This is a genomic window from Microvirgula sp. AG722 (assembly GCF_003269145.1).
Classification (GTDB): Bacteria; Pseudomonadota; Gammaproteobacteria; order Burkholderiales; family Aquaspirillaceae; genus Microvirgula; species Microvirgula aerodenitrificans.
Map to the genome: position 1 here is coordinate 55975 of NZ_QLTJ01000005.1, position 13791 is coordinate 69765.

14 protein-coding genes are annotated in these 13791 nt (G+C 65.7%); 8 read left to right on the forward strand and 6 right to left on the reverse strand.

Annotated features, from left to right (window positions below; genetic code table 11):
- Positions 1–98: 98 nt before the first annotated feature.
- The 3 genes from dinB to rlmD form a co-directional block, all read right to left on the reverse strand.
- A complete protein-coding gene (dinB, locus tag DFO50_RS09175) occupies positions 99–1172 on the reverse strand; it encodes a DNA polymerase IV (RefSeq protein ID WP_112692380.1) in 1074 nt (357 codons plus the stop codon).
- Between the two features lie 28 nt (positions 1173–1200).
- Entirely contained in the window at positions 1201–1608 is a 408-nt protein-coding gene (locus DFO50_RS09180) for a hypothetical protein (protein ID WP_028498846.1), read from the reverse strand.
- Between the two features lie 116 nt (positions 1609–1724).
- Positions 1725–3254: a 23S rRNA (uracil(1939)-C(5))-methyltransferase RlmD gene (rlmD, locus tag DFO50_RS09185; protein ID WP_028498845.1), complete on the reverse strand. Its 1530-nt coding sequence runs from the start codon at positions 3252–3254 to the stop codon at positions 1725–1727.
- An 87-nt stretch (positions 3255–3341) separates the two neighbouring features.
- Between rlmD and DFO50_RS09190 the strand changes: the two genes are divergently transcribed.
- The 3 genes from DFO50_RS09190 (at position 3342) to nagZ (ending at position 7089) form a co-directional block, all read left to right on the forward strand.
- On the forward strand, positions 3342–4166 hold the full coding sequence (locus DFO50_RS09190; protein WP_107890353.1) for a L,D-transpeptidase: 825 nt from the start codon (positions 3342–3344) through the stop codon (positions 4164–4166).
- Positions 4167–4586: 420 nt separating this feature from the next.
- Complete coding sequence (gltX, locus tag DFO50_RS09195) at positions 4587–5984, forward strand: glutamate--tRNA ligase (protein WP_112692428.1); 1398 nt, start codon at positions 4587–4589, stop codon at positions 5982–5984.
- A 25-nt stretch (positions 5985–6009) separates the two neighbouring features.
- Complete coding sequence (gene nagZ / locus DFO50_RS09200; protein ID WP_112692381.1) at positions 6010–7089, forward strand: beta-N-acetylhexosaminidase; 1080 nt, start codon at positions 6010–6012, stop codon at positions 7087–7089.
- 105 nt (positions 7090–7194) lie between these two features.
- Here the strand turns inward: nagZ and DFO50_RS09205 are convergent, their stop codons facing one another.
- Complete coding sequence (locus DFO50_RS09205; RefSeq protein WP_028498842.1) at positions 7195–8442, reverse strand: dicarboxylate/amino acid:cation symporter; 1248 nt, start codon at positions 8440–8442, stop codon at positions 7195–7197.
- Positions 8443–8836: 394 nt separating this feature from the next.
- Here DFO50_RS09205 and aroF point away from each other — a divergent pair, with 394 nt between their 5' ends.
- The 5 genes from aroF (at position 8837) to zwf (ending at position 13164) form a co-directional block, all read left to right on the forward strand.
- A complete protein-coding gene (gene aroF / locus DFO50_RS09210) occupies positions 8837–9853 on the forward strand; it encodes a 3-deoxy-7-phosphoheptulonate synthase (protein WP_028498841.1) in 1017 nt (338 codons plus the stop codon).
- Positions 9854–9907: 54 nt separating this feature from the next.
- Complete coding sequence (locus DFO50_RS09215) at positions 9908–10354, forward strand: OsmC family protein (protein WP_028498840.1); 447 nt, start codon at positions 9908–9910, stop codon at positions 10352–10354.
- Positions 10355–10367: 13 nt separating this feature from the next.
- Entirely contained in the window at positions 10368–10700 is a 333-nt protein-coding gene (locus DFO50_RS09220) for a 2Fe-2S iron-sulfur cluster-binding protein (RefSeq protein ID WP_028498839.1), read from the forward strand.
- Between the two features lie 101 nt (positions 10701–10801).
- Positions 10802–11782 (forward strand): phosphogluconate dehydrogenase (NAD(+)-dependent, decarboxylating), encoded by a 981-nt coding sequence (gnd, locus tag DFO50_RS09225; RefSeq protein WP_233495227.1) that lies wholly within the window; start codon positions 10802–10804, stop codon positions 11780–11782.
- Positions 11779–13164 carry a glucose-6-phosphate dehydrogenase gene (zwf, locus tag DFO50_RS09230; RefSeq protein WP_028498837.1) on the forward strand — a complete coding sequence of 462 codons (1386 nt, stop codon included), beginning with the start codon at positions 11779–11781 and terminating at the stop codon, positions 13162–13164. The genes gnd and zwf overlap by 4 nt, the downstream gene beginning before the upstream one ends.
- Positions 13165–13171: 7 nt before the next feature.
- Here the strand turns inward: zwf and DFO50_RS09235 are convergent, their stop codons facing one another.
- The gene (locus DFO50_RS09235; RefSeq protein ID WP_028498836.1) at positions 13172–13552 is read right to left on the reverse strand and encodes a type II toxin-antitoxin system VapC family toxin; all 381 of its coding nucleotides are present in this window, start codon (positions 13550–13552) and stop codon (positions 13172–13174) included.
- Positions 13552–13788 (reverse strand): type II toxin-antitoxin system Phd/YefM family antitoxin, encoded by a 237-nt coding sequence (locus DFO50_RS09240; protein ID WP_107889712.1) that lies wholly within the window; start codon positions 13786–13788, stop codon positions 13552–13554. The genes DFO50_RS09235 and DFO50_RS09240 overlap by 1 nt, the downstream gene beginning before the upstream one ends.
- Positions 13789–13791 lie beyond the last annotated feature (3 nt).

Below are 13791 nucleotides of genomic sequence, written 5' to 3' on the forward strand. Positions count from 1 at the left end.
GACGATTTATTCCCGTTTGCGCCCAGAATAGTGGGGAATTAGTGAATATTTAAGAATTCATTACCGGATATGTATAGACATTTGGCGGGCGTGGCGATTCATGCTGCGTCCCACAGCGGCAGCGTGATGCCGATGCCGGCATCGTCGTCGTCCCCGAAGCGGACGCCGACGCCGAGCAGGCGCACCGGCTTGCCGCCGCGTGCCCAGGCGCTGTCGAGCAGCAGCGAGAACACCTCGCGGTCCGGCTGCGTGCACAGGCATTCCATGCTGGTCTGGCGGAAGTCGTGGAAGCGGATCTTGACGATGGCCTTGTGCGGCGTGCGCGGATCGGCAGCGCGGGCCAGGCGGCGGAAGAAGTCGTCGCACAGCGCCGGCAGCGCGGCCCGGCAGGCGGCCAGGTCGGGCAGATCCTGCGCATAGGTGTACTCGACCGACAGCGACTTGCGCACCCGCTCGCTGACCACCGGCCGGCTGTCGATGCCGCGACACTGGTAGTACAGCGAACGGCCCAGCTTGCCGAAATGCTGCTCCAGCGCTTCCGGCGTCCATGCCTGCAGGCTGGCGCAATCACTGACGCCGAGCCGGGCCAGCCGGGCGGCCGTTGCCTGACCGACCCCCCACAGCTTTGACACCGGCAGCGGGCGGATAAAGGCGTCAACGGCTGACGGTGGCACCACGAACTGGCCGTCGGGCTTGTTCCAGTCGCTGGCGATCTTGGCCAGCAGCTTGTTGCCGGCGATGCCGGCGCTGGCGGTGATGCCGACCTCACGCGCGATCCGCGCCCGGATCTCCTCGGCCATCAGTGTCGCGCTGCCCTGACAGTGGGGCTGACCGCTGACATCGAGATAGGCTTCGTCCAGCGACAGCGGCTCGACCCGGTCGGTGTACTCGAGAAAAATGCGGCGGATGGCCTGCGACGCCTCGCGGTAGCGCGGGAAGTCCGGCGGCAGCAGGACCAGGTCGGGGCAGGCCAGCATTGCGCGGCGGGTGGACATGGCCGAACGCACGCCGAAGCGGCGGGCCAGGTAGTTGCTGGTGGCGATGACGCCGCGCTGGTCGGAGGCGCCGCCGATGGCCAGCGGCACCTCGCGCAGCGCCGGGTTGTCGCGCATCTCGACCGACGCGTAGAAGCAGTCGCAGTCGACATGGATGATCTTGCGCTCGGCGCTCATGGATGACGATTGCCGTGGCGGGGCGAGCTCAGTGCGAGCAGCCGCAGCCTTCACCGCAGCCGTGGTCGTCGTGATCGTGTTCATGATCGTGGACCGCATCGATATCGGCGAACAGCAACGGCGCGGCGGCAAAGTGGCCCTGGCTCAGCTTCATTGCCTGCAGGTATTCGCCGAAATCACGGCACAGGATGGTTTCGATCAGCCCGCCGATCTCGATGTCGAGCAGAAAGGCGACCGGGCCGAAACCGTCCAGCGTCACCGGCTGTTGCTCGGCGAACGCCGTGCTCCACACCGAGCCCACGCCCTCGGCCGCACCGACCCGGGTAAAGCCGAGCTGTTGCAGATAGGCCTCGACGTCGTCGCAGTCCTGATCGTCGGCAAACAGCGGGTCCTTGGTCAGTGCGACCAGACGGCCGCCCTCGATGCAATGTGCCATGGTGATGTTCCTGTCAGTGCCGGGGCCCGGATGGGCCGAGGCGGGCATTTTACGCCCAGGCGCCGGGAGCGGCGACGCCGTTGCCGGCCTGATTCGCCGGCAACGGCATCCGGGGCTTACTTCTTCGCGCTGCGGGCGTCGTACGCGGCCTGATTGGCCAGGTAGTGGGCAAGGCGCGCGGCCTTGCGGGCGACGCGGGCTGCTTCCTCGTCGGCCTTGGCCTTGGCCGCCGCCGCGTTGCGGGCCTTTTTCGCGGCCTTGGCGGCCTCGCGCGCTTCGGCTTCAGCCGCATCGAGGGCGGCGACTTCCTCGCGACTCAGACCCGGGCCGGTCTTCTCGAACCAGGCGATGCTCTCGACGTGGCCGGTATGCGGGAACATGTTGACGATGCCGGCTGCCTTCAGCGTGTAGCCCTTGATATTGACCAGCACGCCGGCATCGCGTGCCAGGGTGGCCGGGTTGCACGACACGTAGACGATGCGTGATGGCGCGTCTTCGTTCAGCGATTTGACCAGATCGATGGCGCCGTCGCGCGGCGGGTCGATCAGCATCTTGTCGAACTTGCCGAGGGCGGCCAGCGATGCCTCGGTCAGGTCGAACAGATTGGCCATGCGGTAGTCGACGCGATGATCGAGGCCGTTGTGGGTAGCGTTCTCGATGGCGCGCTCGATCAGCTGTGCGCTGCCTTCCATGCCGAGCACGGTCGCGCCGGAGCGGGCGATCGGCAGCGTGAAATTGCCCAGTCCGCAGAACATGTCGGCGATGCGTTCACCCGGCTGCGGGTCGAGCAGGCGCATCGCACGCTGGACCATCACCCGGTTGATGCCGGGGTTGACCTGGGTGAATTCGGTCGGCTTGTACGGCATCTCGATACCGAACTCCGGCAGGCGGTAGCACAGGCGCGGGGCGTCGAGCGGGTAGAACGGGTGGGCGGTGTCCGGACCTTTCGGCTGCAGCCAGAATTGCAGCGGCAGGGCGCGACCGGCATTGTGGCGGTCGGCGAAATCGCGCACGAGCGCCTCGTCGGCAGCGGTCAGCGGGTCCATGGTGCGCAGCACCAGCACGTCGACATCCTCGCCGCCGGCATATTCGATCTGCGGCATGCGCTCGCAGATCGACAGCGAGGCGATCAGCCCGCGCAGCGGCACCAGCAGCACCGAGATACGCTGCGGCAGGATGTGGCACTCGGTCATGTCGGCGATAAAGCTGGAGCGCTTTTCATGGAAACCGACCAGCACGCTGCCCTTGCGGGCGACCCAGCGCGCCGACATGCGGCCGCGATGACGGTAGCCCCATTCCGGGCCATAGATGGCCGGCAGCACGACTTCCGGCGTGACCTTGCCGATCCGGATCAGGTTGTCTTCCAGCACGCGCTGCTTGACGGCGACCTGGGCATTGAACTCGACGTGCTGCATCGAGCAGCCGCCGCAGACATTGAAATGCGGGCAGCGCGGTCTGGCGCGCATGAAGCTTTCTTCCAGCACCCGGGTACAGTCGGCGTTCTCGTAGGTGGCCTTGCTCCGGTAGGACTGGTATTCGACACGCTCGAAAGGCAGCGCGCCGTCGATGAACAGCGTCTTGCCGTCGACGTGGGCCACGCCGTGGCCGTCATGGTCGAGCGATTCGATGGTGGCGATGGGTAACATATGTTTACAATTCACGCGAAAACGCTATTTTCTCAAAAAACGCGCAGTCGTTCAGACCTTTCCTGAGGCCACGAGTATCTAATGCCCATGTTCACCCCGATCCGACGTTCTCTTTTCACCCTGGTCCTGCTCGGCGCATCCGCCGTGGCGGCCCCGTCGCGCGCGGCGCCGGTGCCGGACGTGCAGGTCAGCGAGACCGGTTATCACGTGGTGATCAATCTGCCGCAGACCCGGCTGTTCCTGTATCGCGACGGCAAACTGGACACGATTTACCCGGTTGCGGTCGGCAAGACGCTGACCCAGACACCGGCCGGCGAATACTGGGTGACCGGCATTTATCACAACCCGGCCTGGCATGTGCCCAAGTCGATCCAGGCCGAGATGAAGAAAAACGGCAGGACGGTGCAGACCGTGGTGCCGGCCGGGCCGAACAATCCGCTCGGCAAGGTGTTTGTCCGCTTTGGCGAGCCCCGGCTGGGTCTCGGCATTCACGGCACCAATGCGCCGTCCAGCGTGCCGGGTTTCCGCAGCCACGGCTGCGTGCGCATGCGCAACGACGACGTGCTGACCCTGGCCCGGACGGTGTCGACCGATGTGCCGGTCTCGGTCATCAACCAGTCGGTGATCATGAATACCGACGCGCGCGGCGACCTGTGGCTGACGTCCTATCCGGACATCTACAAGACCGCGACCACCGGCCCGGCGGAAGTCACCGCCGCTGCCGAGAAGTGGGGCAGCGAGCACAATCGCAAGGTCGACGGCAGGCTGGTCAAGGCGGTGCTCGGCAAGCGGACCGGCCAGCCGGTCTGCGTGACCTGCAGCGGCAGCCGGCCGGAAGTGGCCCAGGCCGGTCTGGCGCCGGTGCACTGGCTCAGCGGCTCGGCGCAGACGGATCCGTCGCCGCTGTTCTGACGGTAACGGGGGGTGGGCACCGACGGCTGCAGTGGCGTCGGTGCAGGCCCGACTGATTGCGGAACTGGTGGGCACGCCGTCAGCCTGTCTGATTCCGACACCCTCCGCCCTCGCCGCCGCGAGGGGACCTCGCTGCGCTCGTCCGTTCTCCGTGGAACGACGTGACGGTGTGGGCGCGGCCGGCTGCAGTGGCGTCGGTGCAGGCCCGACTGATTGCGAAAGTGGTGGGCACGCCGTCAGCCTGTCCGATTCCGACACCCTCCGCCCTCGCCGCCGCGAGGGGACCTCGCTGCGCTCGTCCGTTCTTCGTGGAACGGCGTGACGGTGGGCGCGGACGGTTGTACGTCGCAAGGGTTATGGACAATCTGCGGTCCGCGTAGAATACGGGTCTTCGCCTGATCCTACCGAATGCATTCCGACATGATCCGTACCCGTTTCGCTCCGAGCCCGACCGGCTTCCTGCATATCGGCGGTGTCCGCACCGCACTGTTTTCCTGGGCCTATGCCCGCAAGCATGGCGGCACTTTCGTGCTGCGCATCGAAGACACCGACCTGGAGCGGTCGACGCCCGAGTCGGTGCAGGCGATCCTCGACGGCATGCACTGGGTCGGTCTCGACTATGACGAAGGTCCGTTTTACCAGACCCATCGCTTCGATCGCTACAAGGCGGTAGTGAAAGACCTGCTGGCTTCCGGCCATGCCTACCTGTGCTACTGCAGCAAGGAAGAGCTGGACGAAATGCGCGCCGGTCAGGAAGCCCGCGGCGAGAAGCCGCGCTATGACCGCCGCTGGCGTCCGGAACCCGGCAAGACGCTGCCGCCGGTGCCGGAAGGTGTCGAACCGGTCGTGCGCTTCCGCACGCCGCTGGATGGCACCGTCGCCTGGGACGACCTGGTCAAGGGCCGTATCGAATTTGCCAATGAAGAACTCGACGACCTGATCATTGCCCGCCCGGACGGCAGCCCGACCTACAATTTCTGCGTGGTCATCGACGACTGGGACATGAATATCACCCAGGTGATCCGCGGGGACGACCATGTCAACAACACGCCGCGCCAGATCAACATCCTGAAGGCGCTGAATGCACCGCTGCCGCAGTATGCGCACCTGCCGATGATCCTGAACGCCGACGGCCACAAGATGTCCAAGCGGCGCGATGCGGTCAGCGTGGTGCAGTACGACGAGCAGGGCATTCTGCCCGAAGCGCTGCTGAACTACCTGGCCCGGCTGGGCTGGGGCCATGGCGACGACGAGTTCTTCACCATGGAACAGTTCGTCGAATGGTTCAGTCTCGAGGCCGTCAATCCGGGCCCGAGCCGCTTCGACCGTGAAAAATTCCTCTGGGTCAATCAGCAGCACATGAAGGTGGCCGACAATGGCCGGCTGGCCACACTGGTCGAGCCGCGGCTGAACAAGCTGGGCGTGAAGGCCGAAAACGGTCCGGCGCTGGCCGACGTGATCGCGCTGGTCAAGGAACGTGCGCACGACCTGAACGAACTGGCTGCGCAGTGCGACTACTTCTATGTGCGCCGCACGCCGGTCGACGCCGATCTGGCCAAGCATTTCGACGCTGACGCCCGGGCGCGCATCGGCCGCTTCGGCGAGCGCCTGGCGGCGCTGCCGGAGTGGAACGCGGAAGCGATCCATGAACTGTTCAAGCCGTTCTGCGCCGACGAGGGCATCAAGATGGGCCTGCTCGGCATGCCGCTGCGGGTGGCCGTATGCGGAACCGCGCAGACGCCGTCGGTCGATGCCGTGCTGGCGCTGATCGGTCGCGACGCGGTGCTGGCCCGCCTTCGCGCCTCCGTGCAAGGCTGACCCGTCAATCCACCTGGACCCTGTCATGACCCTGCAACTGCCTCGCGGCCCGGTGATGATCGACGTCGCCGGCGTCCGCCTGACCGACGAAGAAAAGCGCCGCCTGTCCAACCCGCTGGTCGGTGCGGTGATCCTGTTCCGGCGCAACTTCGAATCGGTCGCACAACTGCGTGCGCTGACCGGCGAGATCCGTGCGCTGCGCAGCCCGCACCTGCTGATTGCGGTCGACCACGAAGGGGGGCGCGTCCAGCGCTTCCTGGACGGGTTTACCCGCCTGCCGCCAATGCGCGTGCTGGGCGAGATGTGGGCGCGCTCGCCGGATCAGGCCCGTGACACCGCTCGCGCCGTCGGTGAAGTGCTGGCGGCCGAGCTGCGCGCCAGCGGCGTCGATCTGAGCTTCACGCCGGTGCTCGACCTCGATCATGGCGTCTGCGCGGTGATCGGCAACCGCAGCTTCCACCGCGACCCGCAAGTGGTGGCCGAACTGGCTGCCGCGCTGATCGGGGGGCTGGCGGCTGGCGGCATGATCGCCTGCGGCAAGCATTTCCCCGGGCACGGTTTCGTGGCCGGCGATTCGCACCACGAGATTCCGGTCGACCATCGCGACTACGCCGAGATCGAGCGCGACGACCTGGTGCCGTTTGCGCGTCTGGTGCGTGCCGGTCTGCACGCCGTGATGCCGGCCCACGTGGTCTACGACCATGTCGACCCGAATCCGGCCGGCTTCTCGCCGTTCTGGATCGGCACCGTGCTGCGCGAGCGGCTCGGCTTCACCGGCACCCTGTTCAGCGACGACCTGTGCATGGAAGGCGCCGCCGGCGTTGGCGACATCGTCGCCCGTGCCGAAGCGGCCTTTGCCGCCGGCTGCGACATGGCGCTGGTCTGCAACCGGCCGGACGTGGTCGACGAGCTGTTCTCGCGCTTCAGCGCACCGGCACTGCCGGCGCTGGCGGCACGGCTGGATGCCATGGCCGGGCAGGGCGATGTCGATACCTGGCGCGCCCACCTGGACAGCGAGGCGTTCCGCGCCACCCGGCAACGGGTCGCGGCACTGTCGATGCCGGCCGATGCCCTGGCCGGACCGGCCGTCGGCGAGGCCGCCTGAAGGTTTCGGCACCATGGATGACAATGGCCGGGCAATTGCCCGGCCATTGTTTTTGCTGCCTCGCAGCCGGAGGGGATGCAGATCCGCCTCCGGTCCCACTGCGGGCTACATGTCTCCGTGCTTGCTGGTGTCCAGCTCGCCTTCCCACTTCGACACCACAGCCGTGGCAACGGCATTGCCGAGCACGTTGGTGGCGGAGCGGGCCATGTCGAGGAAGTGGTCGACACCGAGGATCAGCAGCAGACCGGCTTCCGGAATGTTGAACTGGCCCAGCGTCGCCGCAATCACCACCAGCGAGGCACGCGGCACCCCGGCCATGCCCTTGGACGTGACCATCAGGATCAGCAGCATCATGATTTCCTGGGTCAGCGTCAGCTCGATGCCATAGGCCTGGGCAATGAAGATGGTCGCGAACGTGCAGTACATCATCGACCCGTCCAGATTGAACGAGTAACCGATCGGCAGCACGAACGAGGCGATCTTGTTGTTGCAGCCGAAGCGTTCGAGGTTCTCCAGCGTCTTCGGGTAGGCCGCTTCCGAACTGGCGGTACTGAAGGCCAGCAGCACCGGTTCGCGGATCGAGCGCGCCAGGCGGAACACGCTCTTGCCGAGGAACAGCGAGCCCAGCAGCATGATGACCAGCCACAGCAGCAGGATGGAGCCGTAGAAGCTCAGCATGAAGGTGCCGTAAGTGGCGAGCACGCGCAGCCCGTTTTCGGCCACCACCGCCGCCACGGCGGCGAACACCGCGACCGGGGCGAAGTTCATGATGTAGGTGGTCACCTTCAGCATGATGTGGGCGACCATGTCCATGTCCTTGATCAGCGGCTCGGCCTTCGGGCCGAGGGCTGCGGCAGCAACGCCGAAGAAGATGGCGAACACGACGATCTGCAGGATTTCATTCTTGCCCATGGCATCGATGATGCTGGTCGGGAACGCGTGATGCAGGAAGTCCTTCAGTGACATCGCCGCCTTTTCCACCCCGCTGGCCGCATTGACGTCGGGCAGTGGCAGATGGAGGCCGACGCCGGGCTGCAGCAGGTTGACCATGATCAGGCCAAGCAGCAGCGACATCAGCGACATGCAGATGAACCAGCCGAAAGTCTTGGCGCCGACGCGGCCGATGGTCGCGCCATCGCCCATGCGGGCAATCCCGACCACCAGCGTCGTGAAGACCAGCGGCGCGATGATCATCTTGATCAGGCGCAGGAAGATATCGGTCAGCAGCGAGATGTAGCTGGCGAACTCGGTGATGAAGCCGCCTTCGCCGCCATGCTGGTTGACGATGTAGCCGCAGACGATGCCGAGCACCAGGGCAAGCAGAATGTATTGTGTTAGTCGTTTTGACTGCATAGAAGCTCTCCATGACCACCGGCAGACTGCCGATGGCCACCCCTTCGGGTTATTTAGCTGTCATTCTCCAGTGTCGGGCTGCACTGGTGCCAAGGTCGCGCAGTATAACTATTGGTTTTTTGTTATGAACAAGAAATTTTCAATTCGTATCAAATTTTCTTGCCGGATTTTCGATAAAGACTGAATTTATGTCGAAAATATGTAAATTGTGTCGACGAACGGCAACAAAACCCTACATTTGCATGAATTGATGTGGATCATTGAACAGGAATCGGGTTTCCGGGTAAGCCGGTCGGTCGGTGCGATTGTCCGGCAATGCGCGCTGGCAGCCTCGCTGCACGCGGGGCGCAAAACGCGGTAAGGTAGCGCTTTTGCAACGGAACGACGTGACCCCATGATCATCGTCATGCAACGCGGCGCCAGTGACGCCGAAATCGATGCTGTCGTGGCCCGGATTCGCGAGCACGGCCTCAGCGAACATGTGTCAAAAGGTTCCGAACGCACCATTATTGGCGCGATCGGAGACGAACGACCGCTGGAGCCACGCCACTTCGAACCCCTTCCCGGCGTCGAGCGTGCGCTGCATGTGGTCAAGCCGTACCGGCTGGTCAGCCGCGAAACCCAGCCCGAGGACACCGTGGTCAGCATCCATGGCGTCAGGATCGGCGGTCCGCAGCTGCAGGTCATCGCCGGCCCCTGCTCTGTGGAAACGCCGGAACAGATGGCACTGTCGGCCGCCGGCGTCAGGGCTGCCGGTTGCCGGATGATGCGCGGCGGGGCATTCAAGCCGCGTACCAGTCCGTACAGCTTTCAGGGACTTGGCGTCGAAGGGCTGGAGCTGCTGCTGGCGGCGGCCCGGCCCGCCGGCCTGCCGGTGGTGACCGAGCTGATGGATGTGCGCATGCTCGACACCTTCATGGAGCATGACGTCGATGTGATCCAGATCGGCGCGCGCAATATGCAGAACTTCGACCTGCTGAAGGAAGTCGGCCGCATCAACAAGCCGGTGGTCCTGAAGCGCGGACTGGCCAACACCGTGTCGGAATGGCTGATGGCTGCCGAGTACATCGCCGCCGGCGGCAATCATCACATCATCCTGTGCGAGCGCGGCATCCGTACCTTTGAAACCGCTTACCGCAATACGCTGGACCTGACGGCGGTCATGGTTGCCAAGCGCGAGAGTCACCTGCCGGTCATCGTCGACCCGAGCCATGCCGGCGGCAAGGCGTGGATGGTGCCGCAACTGGCGCGCGCCGCCATCGCCGCCGGCGCCGACGGGCTGCTGATCGAAATGCATCCGTCGCCGTGCGATGCCTGGTGCGACGCCGACCAGGCGCTGTCGCCGGCCGAGCTGGCCGAGCTGATGGATTCGCTGCGCCTGATTGCCCAGGCGGTCGGCCGCACCCTCTGATCTGCTTCCGGCCGGGTGCCCACCGGCCTCCCTTTGACCATGCAGGACTCCACCATGAGCGATATCGTGCACGTCACCTTGACCCAGCAGCAGGGCTACCAGTTTCTGATCGACTTCGGTGCGGCCATGCCGACGCTGCTGGCGGATGAACCGCCGCCGCTGGGCGAGGACAGCGGTCCGTCGCCGGCCCACCTGCTGGTGGCGGCCGCGGCCAACTGTCTGCTGGCCAGCTTCCTGTTCTCCCTGTCCAAGTACAAGCAGGACGCGGGTCGCCTGACGGCCGAAGCCCGCTGCGAAGTCGGTCGCAATGCCGAAGGCCGGATGCGGGTGCTGTCGATCGACGTCGTGCTGCGCCTGGGCAAGGAGGCGGCCGAAATCGAGCATCTCGACCGCATCCTCGGCCAGTTCGAGCCGTTCTGCACCGTCTCGCAGAGCATCTCGGCCGGGGTCCCGGTCCATGTCAGCGTGCGCGATGGCCGCGATACCGTCCTGAAGGAATGAACGCGCCGCCGCCATGCCGACCGTGACCTTTGTTTCCGACCGCCTGCCGGCGCCGGTCAGCGTCGAGGCCGCGGCCGGCGAGCTGCTGCTCGAGGTGGTCCGGCGCGCCGAACTGCCGCTGTGGTGGCGCTGTGGTCACGGCACTTGCGGTGCCTGCCTGGTGCGGGTGTCGCACGCCGGCCAGCCGGTGCCGTTCCGGCTCGGGCGCAAGGAACGCAACGTCATGATCCGTCAGGGCTACCTGCCAAAGACGGCACTGGCTGACGATGACTTCATTGACTCGCCGGACCTGCCGCGCCTGGCCTGTCATATTGCCGTGACCGAAGACCTGCTGATTTCGTTCTGACATCACCTTTTGCCTTGATCCCGCCGCGCTCCCTGCATGCCTTGCTATAACGACAATCGGGCACGCCGCACGGCAGCAAGGGGATGGAGATGGATATCGGCATGGTCGGACTTGGCCGGATGGGCGCAAACATGAGTCGGCGGTTGCTGCATGGCGGCCACCGGATTACCGGGTATGACGCCGATCCGCAGGCAGTGAGCGTATTGCAGTCCCATGGTGGCAAGGCTGCCGCGTCGCTGGAAGCGCTCGTGCATGCACTGGTCGCGCCACGCGTGATCTGGCTGATGCTGCCGGCCAGCCAGATCAGCAATACGCTGTCTGCCCTGGCGCCGCTCCTGAGTGCCGGCGACTGCGTGATCGACGGCGGCAATACCTTCTATCAGGATTCGATCCGGCGGGCCCGCACCCTCGGCCTGCTCGGTCTGTCCTTTGTCGACGTGGGGGTCAGCGGCGGGGTATGGGGCCGCGAGCGAGGCTATTGCCTGATGATCGGTGGCGAGCAGGCGGTCGTGCAGCGGCTCGAACCGCTGTTCATGACGCTGGCGCCGGCGAGTGGCGATGACAGTGGCGCGGCGGGGGCCGAGCGCGGGTTCCTGCACTGCGGGCCGGCCGGAGCCGGCCACTTCGTGAAAATGGTGCACAACGGTATCGAATACGGGGTGATGGCGGCGCTGGCCGAGGGCTTCGACATCCTGCGTGGCGCCGGTTTTGCCCGCCGCGAGACGGTGGGGCCCGGCATCGACCCGGCGCACTATGCCTATGACTTCAATCTGGCCGATATTGCCGAAGTCTGGCGTCACGGCAGCGTGATTTCGTCATGGTTGCTGGACTTGTCGGCCATGTCGCTGCTGCTGGATGGCGATCTGGCGGACTTCAGCGAGCAGGTGCCCGATTCCGGTGCCGGTCGCTGGACGGTGCGTGCCGCCCTGGACGAAGGCGTGCCAAGCCCGGTGCTGACCGCGGCGCTGTACCAGCGTTTCAGCTCGCGTGACCGGGACGCCTTCGGCCGCCGGTTGCTGTCGGCGCTGCGTTACCAGTTCGGCGGCCACGTTGCCGGCCCGGGCCCGGTGCCGGAGAAATGAAGTCCGCCGCCGCCGACGCGCTGGTGATTTTCGGGGCCAGCGGCGACCTGGCCTTCCGCAAGATTTTTCCGGCGCTGCAGGTGCTGTTCGCTCGCCGCCAGATCGACTTGCCGGTGATAGGGGTGGCCCGGACCGCACTGGACCGGCAGGCATTCGCCCGCCGGGTGCGCGAGGCGGCGCTGGCGGCCGACCCGGGTGCCGATGCTGCCGCGCTGGCGCGGCTGGAAGCCCGGCTGGACTTCGTCGCCGGCGACTACGGTGACCCGGCGACCTATGAGCGACTGCGGATCGCCCTGGCGCGCAGTGCGCACCCGCTGCACTACCTGGCCATTCCGCCCTCGCTGTTCCCGGCGGTGATCAAGGGGCTGGAGCAGTCCGGTGCGGCCCGTGGCGCGCGCATCGTGGTGGAAAAACCGTTCGGGCGCGACCTGGCCGGGGCGCGGGCGCTGAACCGGGTGCTGCATGGCGTGTTCCGCGAGCGCGAGGTGTTCCGCATCGACCACTACCTCGGCAAGGAAGCGGTGCAGAACCTGCTGTATTTCCGCTTTGCCAACAGCTTTCTGGAACCGGTCTGGAACCGGATCTACATCGACAATGTGCAGATCACACTGGCGGAAAATTTTGGCGTCGGCAGCCGCGGGCATTTCTACGAGGAGGCCGGCGCCATTCGGGACGTGATCCAGAATCACCTGCTGCAGGTGCTGGCCTGCCTGGCCATGGAGCCGCCGACCGGCAGCGACGACGAGGCCATCCGCGACGAAAAAGCCCGCCTGCTGCGTGCCATCGAGCCGCTGGACAGCCGCAACGTGGTGCGCGGCCAGTATCTCGGCTACCGGCAGGAAGCCGGTGTTGCCGCAGATTCCCGGGTCGAAACCTTTGCCGCCGTCCGGCTGTCGATTGCCAACTGGCGCTGGGCCGGCGTGCCGTTCTATCTGCGCGCCGGCAAGCAGCTGCCGCTGTCGGCGACCGAGGTACTGGTCGAGTTTCGCGGCCCGCCGCAGGCGGTATTCGGCGAGCACCACCCGGGGCACGGCAATTACCTGCGCTTCCGGCTCAGCCCGGAAGTGGTGATTGCGATGGGGGTGCAGGTCAAGGCCAGTGGCGACACGCTGATGGGCGAGACCACCGAGCTGTTTGCCACCCACCAGAGCAGTGGCGCGGCCGGCCCGTACGAGCGGCTGCTGCTGGATGCGGTGCGCGGCGACGGCGGGCTGTTTGCCCGTGAGGACGAGGTGGACGCGGCCTGGCGCATCGTCGACCCGGTGCTGGCCGATCACGGTCCGGTCTATCCGTATGCGGCAGGCAGCTGGGGGCCGGAGGAGGCCAACCGTTTTATCCAGCGCAATGGCGGCTGGCACCGGACGGCCGGTCCGGGAAAGTGAGTCGCTGCTACGGGCAGAGCAGAGCCAGTTCCGTGTACTGCGCGACCAGACTGTCTGCCGTCAGCAGTCGCATGGGTTCGGTCATGGCTGTCGCCACAATCAGGCGATCGAACGGGTCTTTGTGGTGGTTTGCCAGATGCAGGGTCGCCTGGGCGTGCCCGCCACTGACGGCGATCTCGGCAAAGCCGCTTTGCCCGGCAGCAAGACGAATTTCCGCCAGGTCTGCCCGCAGCCTGCCTTGTCCGATCTTGATGGCGAGTTCCCAGTAGCTTGCGGCACTGACATGAATGTCACTGGCTTCCTGAATGACGCGCCGTGCTCTCGGGGACAGCCTGTCATCATCTGCCAGGGCCCACAGCAGAATGTGCGTATCCAGCAGAAGGTGCATCAGTCAGTGCCGGTAAACAGGGCCAGTTCCGCGTCGCTCAGTGGCTGGTCGAAGTCGTCCGGGATGTCGAGCCGGCCCTTGAGCGCACCGAAACGCGGCGCCGTGCAATGATCTATCGCGACCAGCCTGGCTACCGGGCGCCCATGGCGGGAAATGATGACTTCCCGGCCGGCAACCGCCTCATCCACCAGCCTGGAGAGATGATTCTTGGCTTCAGCGAGTGCAGTGGTGCTCATGGT

What these genes read in the sequence shown, in the direction of transcription:
- dinB (WP_112692380.1), bottom strand. Translation starts at nt 1,172, where the DNA reads ATGAGCGCCGAGCGCAAGATCATCCATGTCGACTGCGACTGCTTCTAC.
- DFO50_RS09180 (WP_028498846.1), bottom strand. Translation starts at nt 1,608, where the DNA reads ATGGCACATTGCATCGAGGGCGGCCGTCTGGTCGCACTGACCAAGGAC.
- rlmD (WP_028498845.1), bottom strand. Translation starts at nt 3,254, where the DNA reads ATGTTACCCATCGCCACCATCGAATCGCTCGACCATGACGGCCACGGC.
- DFO50_RS09190 (WP_107890353.1), top strand. Translation starts at nt 3,342, where the DNA reads ATGTTCACCCCGATCCGACGTTCTCTTTTCACCCTGGTCCTGCTCGGC.
- gltX (WP_112692428.1), top strand. Translation starts at nt 4,587, where the DNA reads ATGATCCGTACCCGTTTCGCTCCGAGCCCGACCGGCTTCCTGCATATC.
- nagZ (WP_112692381.1), top strand. Translation starts at nt 6,010, where the DNA reads ATGACCCTGCAACTGCCTCGCGGCCCGGTGATGATCGACGTCGCCGGC.
- DFO50_RS09205 (WP_028498842.1), bottom strand. Translation starts at nt 8,442, where the DNA reads ATGCAGTCAAAACGACTAACACAATACATTCTGCTTGCCCTGGTGCTC.
- aroF (WP_028498841.1), top strand. Translation starts at nt 8,837, where the DNA reads ATGATCATCGTCATGCAACGCGGCGCCAGTGACGCCGAAATCGATGCT.
- DFO50_RS09215 (WP_028498840.1), top strand. Translation starts at nt 9,908, where the DNA reads ATGAGCGATATCGTGCACGTCACCTTGACCCAGCAGCAGGGCTACCAG.
- DFO50_RS09220 (WP_028498839.1), top strand. Translation starts at nt 10,368, where the DNA reads ATGCCGACCGTGACCTTTGTTTCCGACCGCCTGCCGGCGCCGGTCAGC.
- gnd (WP_233495227.1), top strand. Translation starts at nt 10,802, where the DNA reads ATGGTCGGACTTGGCCGGATGGGCGCAAACATGAGTCGGCGGTTGCTG.
- zwf (WP_028498837.1), top strand. Translation starts at nt 11,779, where the DNA reads ATGAAGTCCGCCGCCGCCGACGCGCTGGTGATTTTCGGGGCCAGCGGC.
- DFO50_RS09235 (WP_028498836.1), bottom strand. Translation starts at nt 13,552, where the DNA reads ATGCACCTTCTGCTGGATACGCACATTCTGCTGTGGGCCCTGGCAGAT.
- DFO50_RS09240 (WP_107889712.1), bottom strand. Translation starts at nt 13,788, where the DNA reads ATGAGCACCACTGCACTCGCTGAAGCCAAGAATCATCTCTCCAGGCTG.